At 70.2% G+C, this 12670-nt stretch carries 10 protein-coding genes; 5 read left to right on the forward strand and 5 right to left on the reverse strand.

Going from position 1 to position 12670, the window contains the following annotated elements; all coding sequences use genetic code 11:
• Positions 1-17: 17 nt before the first annotated feature.
• From OHN74_RS12800 to hisD, 3 genes are all read right to left on the reverse strand, one after another.
• Positions 18-686 carry a ThuA domain-containing protein gene (locus OHN74_RS12800; protein WP_327694698.1) on the reverse strand — a complete coding sequence of 223 codons (669 nt, stop codon included), beginning with the start codon at positions 684-686 and terminating at the stop codon, positions 18-20.
• Positions 683-2293 carry an APC family permease gene (locus OHN74_RS12805; RefSeq protein ID WP_327694699.1) on the reverse strand — a complete coding sequence of 537 codons (1611 nt, stop codon included), beginning with the start codon at positions 2291-2293 and terminating at the stop codon, positions 683-685. Before OHN74_RS12805 ends, OHN74_RS12800 begins: the two co-directional genes overlap by 4 nt.
• Positions 2294-2388: 95 nt before the next feature.
• Entirely contained in the window at positions 2389-3714 is a 1326-nt protein-coding gene (hisD, locus tag OHN74_RS12810) for a histidinol dehydrogenase (RefSeq protein WP_327694700.1), read from the reverse strand.
• 126 nt (positions 3715-3840) lie between these two features.
• Here hisD and OHN74_RS12815 point away from each other — a divergent pair, with 126 nt between their 5' ends.
• Positions 3841-5448: a PucR family transcriptional regulator gene (locus OHN74_RS12815; protein WP_327694701.1), complete on the forward strand. Its 1608-nt coding sequence runs from the start codon at positions 3841-3843 to the stop codon at positions 5446-5448.
• Between the two features lie 20 nt (positions 5449-5468).
• Here the strand turns inward: OHN74_RS12815 and OHN74_RS12820 are convergent, their stop codons facing one another.
• A complete protein-coding gene (locus tag OHN74_RS12820) occupies positions 5469-7052 on the reverse strand; it encodes a GMC family oxidoreductase (protein ID WP_327694702.1) in 1584 nt (527 codons plus the stop codon).
• Between the two features lie 172 nt (positions 7053-7224).
• Here OHN74_RS12820 and OHN74_RS12825 point away from each other — a divergent pair, with 172 nt between their 5' ends.
• Positions 7225-8805, forward strand: a complete 1581-nt coding sequence (locus OHN74_RS12825) for a GMC family oxidoreductase (protein WP_327694703.1) — start codon at positions 7225-7227, stop codon at positions 8803-8805.
• A 15-nt stretch (positions 8806-8820) separates the two neighbouring features.
• Here the strand turns inward: OHN74_RS12825 and OHN74_RS12830 are convergent, their stop codons facing one another.
• Positions 8821-9582, reverse strand: coding sequence for a DeoR/GlpR family DNA-binding transcription regulator (locus tag OHN74_RS12830; protein ID WP_327694704.1), 762 nt, complete (start codon positions 9580-9582; stop codon positions 8821-8823).
• Between the two features lie 117 nt (positions 9583-9699).
• Here OHN74_RS12830 and OHN74_RS12835 point away from each other — a divergent pair, with 117 nt between their 5' ends.
• The 3 genes from OHN74_RS12835 to OHN74_RS12845 all read left to right on the forward strand — a co-directional run bounded on the left by OHN74_RS12835 (position 9700) and on the right by OHN74_RS12845 (position 12670).
• Positions 9700-10917: an MFS transporter gene (locus OHN74_RS12835; protein WP_327700095.1), complete on the forward strand. Its 1218-nt coding sequence runs from the start codon at positions 9700-9702 to the stop codon at positions 10915-10917.
• 103 nt (positions 10918-11020) lie between these two features.
• Positions 11021-12013 (forward strand): LLM class flavin-dependent oxidoreductase, encoded by a 993-nt coding sequence (locus tag OHN74_RS12840; RefSeq protein WP_327694705.1) that lies wholly within the window; start codon positions 11021-11023, stop codon positions 12011-12013.
• Positions 12014-12049: 36 nt separating this feature from the next.
• Positions 12050-12670 (forward strand): HAD family hydrolase, encoded by a 621-nt coding sequence (locus OHN74_RS12845; RefSeq protein WP_327694706.1) that lies wholly within the window; start codon positions 12050-12052, stop codon positions 12668-12670.

Consider the following 12670-nt stretch of genomic DNA (forward strand, 5'->3'; position numbering starts at 1 on the left):
CGGGTCGGACGGTGGGATCAGGCGTGGTGGCGGGCGGCCCAGGCGAAGCCCTGGGTGCACAGGCGGGTGACGTCCGGGTTCTGGAGGTCGTCGAGGTCGTGTCCGACCGCGCTGTAGAAGACGCGGCCGCGGCCCCAGGTCCTGGTCCATGCCTGAGGGATCGTCTTTCCCTCCAGCCACGGCAGGTGTTCGCCGGTGAAGGTGGTCTCGGCCAGGACGTGGTTGTTGGGGTCGACGGACATGTAGTACTGCTCGGAGGCGACCCTGAAGTCCTTCACTCCGACGGTGATCGTGTGGTCGGTGTCCGTGATGGTGACGTCGTAGGGGTACTTCACACCTTCGCCGGCGGGGTGTTCGAGGAAGCTGCCGCCGATGAGCCAGTGGTACTTGAGGCTGGTGCGGAACGCGGCGGCGGCGCCGTGCCAGGCGGCGATCCCGGTGCCGTTCTCCACCGCCCGCAGCAGGTTCGACTCCTGGGCGGCGGTCAGCCCCTCGGACAGCAGGGCGTTGTTCCAGTTGAGGGCGATGAGGTCGTAGCCGGTGAGGTCGGCGTCGAGGGAGAAGATGTCGTTGGTCTCGTCGACGTCGAACCCGAGGTTCTTGAAGATCGGCAGGGCCCATTCCTCGGCCACCTGGTAGGGCTTGTGGCCCGGCCAGCCTCCGTAGAGATACAGAACGCGTGTCATGCGGGGTTCCCTCCGGTCGTGCTCTCAAGGGCCGGGGCGCGGCTGCGCAGGCGCTCGGCCACCTCCATGGCGTCGCCTTCCGGCGCGGTGGACTTGCGCTCCGGTTTCGCGGTCAACAGGTACACCAGGCCCACGGCCGAGACGACGAGGAACCCGATGAGTGCGATCCACCGGTCCACGAACGGGGTTCCGGAGTCACCGGTGGGCCAGGCGAGGAGAACCATCCCGAGCACGCCGTAGACCAGGGCCGCCACGTTGACGGCGAAGCCCCAGCGGCCGAGGCTCCAGGCTCCGGCGGGACGCCAGCCCTTCAGGCGCATCCGCAGCGCGGCCAGTACGACCATCATGAACGCCGCGTATCCGGCCAGCACCTGGAACGCCACGATCTTGGTGAGGGAGTCGGGCGAGTAGTAGACGAACACGAAGATCAGCAACGGCAGGACGTTCACGGCCAGCAGCGCGTTCATGGGGACGCGGTGCCTGCGGGTGATCTGCGAGAAGACGCGGGAGCCCGGGAACATGTCGTCGCGAGCGAAGGAGAAGACGATCCGGCTCGCGGCGGCCTGCTGGCTCATCACACCCGCGATGAAGGACGTGATGGTGACCGCGAGTACCAGCTTCGTGCCGACGATGCCCAGCGAGTTCTGCAGGATCGAGGGGATCGGGTTGGTGTCCTGGCCCGAGAGGATCGAGCCGAGGTCCGGAGCCGCGAGAGCGTACCCGACGAAGGCGAGGAGAGCGGCCAGTCCGCCGACGGCCACGGTCAGCTGCATGGCCCGCGGGATGCTGCGGGAGGGGTTGGGTACCTCCTCCGCGATCTCGCCGCACGCCTCGAAGCCGTAGAAGAGGAAGAGACCGACGAGCGAGGCGGCGATGAAGGCCATGAAGTAGCTGTCGTGGTTGGAGCTACTGGTCCGGAAGAAGATCGAGACCGGGTTGTGCCGCTCGAAGACCAGCAGGTAGAGGCCCACGAGAACGATACCGATCAGTTCCGCGGCGAGTCCGATCTTCGAGATCAGGGCCAGTGTCCTGGTGCCGAAGCAGTTGCAGATCACACAGACGACGGTCATGGCGATCGCGATCCACAGGCGCTGGGTCGGGGTGGAGCTGATGCCGGGCTCGTCGGCGGTGCCGGCGAAGAGGCTGGCCACGAAGTCCGAGCTGAAGAGCGCGGTGCTGGTGATGCCGATGGTGATGCAACAGATGTACGTCCACGCGTTGAACCAGGCGTAGCGCCCGTTCCACAGCCGTCTGACCCACTGGTAGAGCCCACCGGCGAGCGGGAACTGCGAGACGACCTCCCCGAAGACCAGCGCGACCAGGAACTGCCCGGCCCCGACGATCCCGATCCAGAAGACGGACGGTCCGCCGGCGGTCGCCAGACCGACCGCGAAGAGGGAGACGACGCCCACGAGGGGCGAGAGGTAGACGAAGCCCAGGGCGAAGTTCGCCCACAGGCTGACCTTTCTGTCGAACTTCTGCTCGTAGCCGAGTACGGCGAGCATCTCCGCGTCCGCGGCCGAGGAGGCGGGGCTCCCGGCCCCGCCCGACACGCCTACGGGGGTGGATGTGGGCGCCGCGTGCGCCTCGTTGTCGGTGGCTGACATATCGCTCTCCGTGGGTCGAGGGGGACGTGCTCCTTGTCGAAGGGCTGCCGGGCTGCTTCAGCGGGCCGGCATAAGTCGCGATCCGTCATCGCGGATCAGCTCTGCTCGAAGGTGTGGTCGGTCCAGTCCAGCGGGGCCGATCCGTAGCGCGCGGCGCGAACGTCGCCGGAGCGCGCGTGTCCCTCGAAGTTCTCGATGCGCGAGGCCCTGCCGCAGATCTCGCCGAGCCGGGCACTGGACCCGGCGTCCCTGATCTCCTGGTAGGTGACGGTCTTGAGGTACTTGCCGACCCAGAGACCGCCGGTGTAGCGGGCCGCGCCCAGGGTGGGCAGCACATGGTTGGTGCCGATGACCTTGTCGCCGTACGCGACGCACGTCTTGTCCCCGAGGAACAGGGCGCCGTAGTTGCGCATCCGGTGCAGGGCCTCGCGGGGCTCGGCGGTGAGGATCTGGACGTGCTCGCTGGCGTACTCGTCGGCGAGTGCGTAGGCGGCGTCCAGGGTAGGGACGACGATCACCTCGCCGTGGTCGCGCCAGGCACGGCCGGCGACCTCTCCGGTGGACAGGTCCGGCAGCAGCTTGTCCACCCAGGCGATGGTCTGCCGGCCCACCTCCTCGGAGGTCGTGACGAGGACGGCCGGGGAGTCGGGTCCGTGCTCGGCCTGGGACAGCAGGTCCGTCGCCACCACGAACGGGTCCGCGGTGCCGTCGGCGACGATCAACACCTCCGTCGGTCCGGCGAAGAGATCGATGCCGACCTCGCCGAAGAGCTGGCGCTTGGCCTCCGCCACGTAGGCGTTGCCGGGCCCCGCGAGCATGTCGACCGCGTCGATCGTCTCGGTGCCCAGCGCCAGGGCGGCCACGGCCTGGACCCCGCCCATGACGTAGATCTCGTCGGCCCCGGCCAGGTGCATCGCGGCGATGCTGACGGCCGGCGGGGCGCCCCGGTCCGGCGGGGTCGTGGCGGCGACCCGTCCGACACCGGCGACCTTGGCCGTCAGGACGGTCATGTGGGCCGACGCGGTGAGGGGATAGCGGCCACCGGGCACGTAGGCGCCGGCCGCGCCGATGGGGATGTTGCGCTGCCCCAGGAACACTCCGGGCAGCGTCTCCACCTCGAAGTCGGTGAGCGAGTCCCGCTGCGCCTGTGCGAAGCCGCGGACCTGCTTCTGGACGAAGCGCAGGTCGTCGAGGACGGTCTCGGGGACGGAGGAGACCACCGCGGCGATCCGGTCGGGACCGAGCCGGTAGGACTCCGGGCCCCAGTTGTCGAACTTCTGCGACCAGCGGCGCACGGCGGCGTCCCCGTTGGCCCGTACGTCGGCGATCACGTCCGCGACGGTCTCGACGATTTCCGGACGGCTGGTCCGTGCCGTCTTCACGGCGGCAGGAGCCTTGATGGTCTTGTGTTGAGCTGACACTCTGCACTCCTTGCAGGGGTCGTGCCTGCGGGCTTGCCCTGAAGTCTGGGGAAACGGGGGATGTGGCGACAGGCACAACGTGTGCAATATTGGCCGCCGGTCCTGCACACACCGAGGTCGTGGCTCATGGCAGAAGTCCTGACGGTTCGCACCGCGCTGGAGCTTGAGGTGTTCTCGCGCACCACCGTGCGGGTGTATGCCGGGGAGCGGAATCTGGACCGTCCCGTGCGCTGGGTGCACACCGGGGAGATCCCGGACATCCACCGCTTTCTCACGGGTCAGGAGATGCTGCTGACGGCCGGCCTCGGCATGGGCGGGACGGAGTTCGAGCAGCGTGCCTTCATCCGACGGCTCGCGGACGCCCACGCGGCCGTCCTCGTCATCGAACTGGCCGGGCGCGTGTTCGACTCCATGCCGGAGGCCGTGATCGAGGAGGCGGAGGCCGTCGGCCTGCCCCTGGTGGGGCTCGCCGACGAGATCCCGTTCGTCGAGACCTCTGCCCAGGTCCACGAGGTGCTGGTCGGGATGCGCGTCAAGCAGCTGATCGCCGAGGAGGCCACCAGTCAGGCGTTCATGGACCTGCTTCTGGCGGACGAGGACTACGTCGGCGTGGTCAGGGAGCTGGCCCGTCGCACCGGGCACCCCGTGGTACTGGAGGACGTCGCCCACCAGATGCTGGCGTACGGCGGCGCGACGCCGGAGGCCGACCGGGTCGTGGACGAGTGGAGCGCGCACTCCCGGGCGATCCACGAACGCCACCCCTCGCTCGCGACGCAGGACCCCGGGGTGCCCACCGCCCCGGCGGCCTCGTTCCGTGAGGTCGCGCCATGCGCCCGCCAGCCCGTGGTGCTCCGGGGCGAGTCATGGGGCTGGCTGCACCTCCTGCACGGCGGACAGCGGCCGAGCCCGCCCGAGCTGCGCACACTGGAGCGGGCCGCCGCGGCCATCGCGATCTCGCTGCTGAGCGAGCGGGAGAGCGGCGCCCGCGCCTCCCAGCGCCAGACGGCGCTGCTCAACCGGCTGTTGCTCGGCGACATCACGGGAGAGCGGTTCGTGATCCTCGGCCTGGCGCTCGGCCAAGACCTGCGCGGGCGGGACCTGATCGTCGTCACGGCTTGGGCGGGGGACGAGGAGCCCGTCAAGGACCACGTCCTCGCCCGGCTGTTGCAGGATGCCGGCTGGCCCGCCGTCGTGGGCGACACCGGGGACTTCGACGTGGCGGTCGTGGGCCTGCCCACCCGCACCGACGCGGGCCAGGTCCGGATCCTGTTGGCCGATCACGGGATACGGGCCGGCATCAGCCGGATCGTGGATCCGACGGCACTTCCGCTGGCGTTGCGCCAGAGCCGCAGCGCCGCGTCCGTCGCGGCGGCCGCCTCGACCACGGAAGTGCGTCACTTCGACGATCTGGGGGCTCTGCGCCTCCTCGTGGCACTGTCCGAAGGTCCCGAGCTCAGGCGTTACGTCGAGGACGAACTCGGTCCGCTTCTGGAGCACGACGCACTGGTGAAGAACCCGCTGCTGCCCACCCTGCGTACCTTCCTCGACTGCGGTGGCAACAAGGCGCGGGCGGCGGAGGAGCTCTTCATCCAGCGGCGCACCCTCTACCACCGCCTCGACAGGCTCTCCGAGATCCTCGGCCTCGATCTCACGCAGGTCAGCAACCAGCAGCGGCTGCAACTGGCCGTGCGGGGACATGACTTGCTGCGCAAGCCGACACTGCGGCGGACCTGACCGGCCCCGGTGTCCAATCGTCAGGCCTTCGTCGCCCTGGCCAGGGAGGGGGCGATACGCAGGGCGTTCGCCCCGATCGTCAGGGCCGGGTTGAGCGCCGCGGAGGACGGGAAGAACGACGAGTCGGCCAGCCAGAGGTTCTCGACGTCATGGCTGCGGCACAGGGGGTCGAGCACGCTCCGAGCCGGGTCGTGACCCGCCGGGGCCGTTCCGCACATGTGGGAGTTGGTCTCGATGCCCATGCGCTGGGTGAAGATCAGCGGATAGCCGGACCTGCGGACCGCCCGGGTCACCCGGCGCACGAGTTCGTGGTGGGGCGCGAGGTTGGTCGGGGTCCAGTCGATGAGGATGCGGTCACCGTCCACGCGTACCCGGTTGTCCCAGGAGGGGAGGTCCTCGGTCGTCAGGTAGATGTCGAGGCTTCTGGCCGCCATGAGCTTCAGGGCCCAGGTCGGCGCCCATGGACGCGCGGGCTTGAGCATGGGTGCCTGCAGCTTGCCCAGCATCTGGAGGTTCCCGAGCGGGAAGCGCGTTCCCGGTCCGGCTTCGTAGAAGTCGTTCAGGCCGAGCGTCTTCTGCCACTTGGTGGGGTTGGTCCGCAGGGGGTCGACCCCGACGAAGAAGGTGCTGTTGTGGACCATGTAGTTGCGGCCCAGCAGCCCTGAGGAGTTGGCGAGGCCCTGAGGGTGCGCGTCGTCGGCGGAACGCAGCAGCAGCGCGGCCGAGTTGACGGCGCCTCCGGCGAGGGCGAAGGACCTGGCGTTGATACGGACGGTACGGCCCGCGTGCCGTGCCTCGGCGGCGACGACCTTCCGGCCGTCGGGCGAGGTGATCAGGCGGGTGATCTCCGTACCCGTGAGGATCTTCACGCCGTCGCTCAGCGCGGGAAGGAGGAGCCGGTTCTCGGCGTCGGACTTCATACCGGTCTCGTCCGGACAGCCGTCGGCGGTCGTCACGGCGGCGCGATCGGCCTGCGTGCTGATGTTCAGGGCGTTCGGGGTGTGGAACGGGTGCAGGCCCTGCCTGCGCAGCGACCGGGAGAACCTCTCGATCTCCGGTTCGTGCTGGAGCGCCGGATACGGGTACGGCTTGGAGCGGGGCGGCTCGGTCGGGTCCTCACCGGCCTGCCCGTGCACCTGGAGCAACTCCTCCATGGCGGTGTAGAAGGGCTCCAGGTCCTCGTAACCGAAAGGCCAGGCGCGCGAGACGCCCTCCTGGTGTTCCACCTCGGTGAAGTCGCTGCGCCGGAAACGGGGCAGCATGGCGCCGTAGAAACGCGTGTTTCCACCGACCCAGTAATACACGCCGGGCGCGAACGGTTTACCGCTGCCGCCGTCGTACCAGTAGCCGGCGTTTTTGTACCTGCCCTTGATGTACATCTCGGTCGGCTGCGAGTTCTCGGGTTCGCGTGGGAGGAAATGGCCCCGTTCCACGACGAGTACGTCGAGACCGGAGTCCTTCAGCGCCCAGGCCAGCGAGGATCCGCCCATGCCGGAGCCGATGATCAGCACTTCGGTGCTGATCTCCTCGGCGGTGCCGGCTGAAACGAGGGCATCGGGCCGGAGCCCCGGGGGTGTGCTGTCATGACGGACCGGGTCGGACATGGGTCAGGGTCCCCTCTTTGCCGCGGCATTTCGAAGAGAGCCTAAGCAGTGGCCCGAATACAGCACATGCACGGAATGGGTAACGACCGCCGCCCGAGTTACTCACTTCGTGCATGTGCTGAGCATGCGTCGCGTCTCTAATCTCTCCCAGGAACCAGCTCTTGGAGGCGAAATGGACAGGGAAACGTACGACTACGTCGTCGTCGGCGCCGGATCGGCCGGCTGCGCGGTGGCGGCCCGGCTGTCCGAGGACCCGGATGTCACGGTCGCGCTGATCGAGGCGGGGCCGCCGGCCCGGGGCCGCCTCTTCGAGATCCCCGCACTGTTCTCGCAGCAGCTCAAGACCACGTTCGACTGGGACTTCGAGACGGAACCCGAGCCGCGCCTGGGAGGCCGCCGCGCCTATCTGCCCCGCGGCCGGGTGATCGGCGGCACCAGCTCGATGAACACGATGCTGTACGTCCGAGGGCACCGCTACGACTACGACACGTGGGAGCGGCTCGGCAATCCGGGCTGGGGGTACGACGACGTTTTGCCGTTCTTCAAGAAGTCCGAGGACAACGAGCGCGGGGCCGACGACTTCCACGGCGTCGGCGGCCCCCTCACCGTCAGCAACCCCAACTCCGTCCACCCGTTGCTGACTGCGTGGGTCGAGGCGGCCCAGGACGCGGGCCACAAGTACAACTCGGACTTCAACGGGGCCGACCAGGAGGGCGTGGGCTACCACCAGGTCACCCAGCGGGGCGGCCTGCGGTGCAGCAGCGCCATCGCGTTCCTGGAGCCGGCCGCGGGTCGCCCGAACCTCACCGTCCTTCCCTCGACGACCGCACTGCGCCTGAGCTTCGACGGCTCGCGGGCCACCGGCCTGGAGGTCGACCACCTCGGAGCCGTACGGACGATCCGGGTCGACCGTGAGATCGTACTGTCCCTCGGGGCCTACAACTCGCCCCATCTGCTCCTCCAGTCCGGCGTCGGGCCGGCCGACGAACTGGCCGCCGGAGGGATCGCCCCGCTGCACGACCTGCCTGACGTCGGGCGGAACATGCAGGACCACACCGGGTGCTTCATCAGCTTCTTCAGCGACACCGAGCCGCTCCTGGGACCGGACACCTCCGCAGAGGAGCAGCTCCTGCGGCGGCAGGGCACCGGCCCGATGGCCTGGAACGAGACCGGTGGCTTCTTCAGCTCAGGCGACGACGTGCCCGCGCCGGACATCCAGGTCCACGCCGCGCTGGGCATCGTCCGGGACGAGGGGCTGGCCGCTGCGCTGGAGCCCGGGATGTCGTTCGGCCCGTATGTCGCCCGGCCGGCGAGCCGCGGCTCGATACGGCTGCGGCACTCGCACCCGTACGCCAAGCCGCGCATCTTCCACAACTACCTCGACGACCCCGACGACAGGCGGCGGCTGCGGGAGGGCGTCCGGCTGTGCATGCGCATCGCCCGTGAACAGCGGCTGACATCCCTGCTGCGGTCGGATCTGCGCGGGGCCGCCGAGGCCGGACTCGCCCCGGTGTCGGACAGCGACCAGGACATCGACGACTTCATCCGCACGCAGTCGTTCTCCTTCTACCACCCGTCGGGCACCTGCATGATGGGCAAGGTCGTCGACCATGAACTGCGGGTGCACGGGCTGGAGAACGTCCGCGTGGCGGACACGTCGATCATGCCGACCCTCGTCACCGGGAACACGAACGCCCCCGCCATCATGATCGGCGAGAGGGCCGCCTCGTTCATCCGGACGTCGGCGGGCTGATGCCGGGGCGCGAGGTCAGACGGCCCGGACGACGGTGCCACCGGCTTCGAGCGCGGCGACCTCGTCGGAGGCCGCGGTGGAGTCGGTGACGAGGGTGTGCAGGAGAGTCGCGGGGCCGACGTAGGCGTAGGCGGTGTGGCCGAGCTTGCTGCCGTCGGCGGCCGCGACGACCCGGCGGGCGGAGGCGATGGCCGCCTTCTTCACCGCGGCGTCCTCGAGGTCGTAGGCGGTCAGGCCGTCGGCCGCGGTCAGCCCACAGCAGCCGATGACGGCGGTGTCGAAGCGCAGGGCGGCCAGGGAGGCGAGGGCGAGGGGGCCGGTGAGGGCTCCTTCGGCGGCGCGGGGCTGTCCGCCGGGCACGACCAGCGTGGCCGGGCCGGGTGTCTCGGCGAGCAGGTGGATGGCCTGCAGGGACAGGGGCATCACGGTGACGGGCCGCTCGCGCAGGAGGCGGGCGACCTCCAGGCAGGTGGTGCCACTGTCCAGCAGGACGCTCTCACCGTCGGCGACGAGTGCGCTGATCTCGGCGGCGATCCGGCGTTTGGCGTCGACCGCGTCACGGGCGCGCAGCGCGAAGGGGGGCTCCTCGCCCCGCAGCAGGAGGGTGCGTGCCCCGCCCCGGACGCGTTCGAGGACGCCCTGGGCGGCGAGGGTGTCGAGGTCGCGCCGGATGGTCATCTCCGAGGCGCCGGTCAGCTCCGCGAGTTCCTGGACCGTGGCGCCCCCGGAGTCCCTGACGACCTTCGCGATCAGCCCGTGCCGGTCTGCGTTGCTCATGACGCGATTGAACACCACCAAGAAACAAACAATCAACTTGTTCATTTAATCGACTTTCAAACACTAAAAATGTTCGTTATGGTGGTCGACATGGAACGTTCCCTACGAGCCGCCCGCATGGCGACCTATGTCTACTTCGTCCTGTACGGCACCCTGCTGGGCACCTGGGTGGTGCACATCCCCGCGATCGAGGAGCGCGTGGGCATCAGCCACGCGGCCCTCGGCGGCCTGCTGGTGGTGCTCGGACTCGGTGCCTTCGTGGGCATGCAGGTGGCGGGTCCGCTGACCGATCGCCTCGGCACCCGCACCGTGGTACCCGTCGGCGGCGTGCTCTGCGGCGCGACCCTGTTCCTGCCCGGTCTCGCCCACGATCCATGGACGCTGGCCGTCGTGCTGCTGGTCTTCGGATTCTGCAACGGCTGTCTGGACGTGAGCATGAACGCCCACGCGGTGCACGTGGAGAAGGCGTACGGCCGACCCGTCATGTCCGGTTTCCACGCCACGTTCTCCGTCGGCGGTGTCCTCGCCGCGCTCGCCGGAGCGGGCGCGGCGAGCGCCGGCCTGAACCCGGCCGCGGGCATGGCCGTCATGGGAGCCGCGGGCGTCGTGGTCGCCCTGGCCACGGCACGCGCCCTGCTGCCTGCCGCTCCCGCCGTCGAGGGCCCGGACGCCACGGAGGAGACCGGGACGTCACCGGCCGTCGAGGGCCGCGGCACCACGGGCCGGGTCTGGCTGCTGGCCGTCCTGGCGCTGATGGTCATGCTGTGCGAGGGCGCCGCCAACGACTGGAGCGCCCTGCACCTGAAGGACGTCCTGGGTGCGTCCGCAGGCACGGCGGCCTTCGCCTACGGCACCTTCGCCGCGGCCATGACCATCGGCCGACTGCTCGCCGACCGGTTCGCCACTCGGTTCGGTTCCCTGGCGATCCTGCGCCACGGCGCGGCCATGGCCGCCGTCGGCATCACCCTGGTGGCCCTCGGCCCGTGGATGTGGGCCGCGTTCACCGGCTGGGCGCTGTTCGGCCTGGGCCTGTCCGGCTGCGTCCCGCAGCTGTTCAGCGCGGCCGGGCATGCCGACCCCTCCGCCGCCGGAGCCAATGTCTCCCGCGTCGCCGGACTCGGCTACGTCGGCATGCTTGCCGGCCCCGCCGTGATCGGCTGGCTGACCCACCTCGTCGCCCTCAACCACGCCTTCGTCCTGCTGACCCTGCTGTGCGCGACCACCGCCGTGGCCGCCGGAGTCCTGCGCACCGGCCCCGACCGCACACACCGGTCCGGTCCGGCAGTCGACAACACCCGCCAGACCGAAACCGAGACCGCGGCCTGCCGCCACTGACCGCTTGTGCGGCACGGTCCCTGACAACCGTGCCGCACAAGCTCTCCTCCCCCGGGTCACCAGGGCCGGGGTCAAGACCCCCGCCTCGCCGAAGGAGCCCCCGATGTCCGAGTCCCGCACACCGTCCGCCCGCCGCCGTGTCGGTGTCATGCTGCCGCTCGATCTCCCCGTCGGCGAGGTGCTGCCCTACGTCCGGCGCGCCGAGGAGCTGGGGTTCGACCAGGTCTGGGTGGTGGAGGACCTCGGCTGGCGCGGCGGTGTCGCCCAGGCCGCCACCGTCCTGGCCGCCACCACGAACCTCACCGTCGGGATCGGGATCATGCCCGCCGGCGCCCGCAACGTGTGCTTCGCCGCTATGGAACTGGCCACCCTCGCCCAGCTCCACCCCGGCCGGCTCATCGCGGGAATCGGCCACGGCATGCCCGGCTGGATGCGCCGGGCCGGGTCCTGGCCCGCCAGTCCCCTGACCCTGATCAAGGAGTACGCGAGAGCGCTGCGGCTGCTCGTCGCCGGTGAGCCCGGCCCCGCGAACGGCCGGTACGTACGGTGCGAAGGCGTCGTCCTCACCGAGATCCCGGACATCGTCCCCCCGGTCGTCCTGGGTGTCCGCGGCCCCAAGTCGCAGGCGGTCGCAGGCGAGGTCGCCGACGGCCTCCTCCTGGCCGAGCCCGCCGCACCCGCCTACATCACCGCTTCCCTGCGCAACCTGGGCCCCGCCCCCTCCGCGAACGCTCCGGAGATCGTCGTCTACGACGCCGCCGCCGTCGACGAGGACGAGGAAGCCGCTCTGGCCCGCGTCCGCACCGTCCTGGAATCGGTCGGTGAGCCGCAGTGGGCCGCGCACATCGACCCCCTGCCCTTCGCCGCCGAGCTGCGCGCACACCGCGCCGCCTGCCCCGACGCCCGGCACTTCGCCCGGACGATGCCCGCCGACTGGGTCCGCGAGCTGAGCATCTCCGGCACCCCCGCCCAGGCCCGCGCGGCGATCGCCGCCCGCCATGCGGCCGGCGCGACCAGTGTCGTCCTCGCCCCGGCGGGCCCAGCCCCCCTGGCCGCGCTCGACTCACTCGCCCGCGCCCTGCCCGACCGGCACTGAACCGACCACCCCGACACCGCGAGGGAACGGACTCCCATGCCCACCGACCGCCACCGCATCGTGCTCTTCGACCTCTTCGGGGTCATCGCCCGCCACCAACGCCCAGGCACCCTGGAGAAGATGGCCGCCCGCTGCCACAGCCCCCTCGACGCCTTCACCACGGCGTACTGGACCCACCGACCGTCCTACGACGCCGGACGGCACACCGCGTCCTCGTACTGGACCGACGTCCTGCACGCGCTGTCCCACCCCGCCGACACCGACACGATCGAGGAGCTACGGCTCACCGACATCGACAGCTGGTCCCGCGTCGACGAGGACATGATCACCTACGTGCGCACCCTGCGGGACCGCGCCCGGGTCGCCCTGCTGTCCAACATCCCCGCGGACCACGCGGACGCCTTCCTTGCCGCCCAGCCCTGGCTGAACGACCTCGACCACGTCGCCTTCTCCGGCAGAATCGGTACGGCCAAGCCCGACCCGGCCGCCTTCCGCCACTGCGTCGCCACCCTGCACGCCGCACCCGCCGACTTCCTCTTCGTCGACGACCGCGAGGAGAACGTCCGTGCGGCGCAAGCCGTCGGCATGAACGGCCACGTCTTCGACAGCCGGGCCGAACTCGCGCCCGTCGTCGACGCGTGGCTGCCCTGCCGATGA

This window comes from Streptomyces sp. NBC_00459, from assembly GCF_036013955.1.
GTDB lineage: Bacteria > Actinomycetota > Actinomycetes > Streptomycetales > Streptomycetaceae > Streptomyces.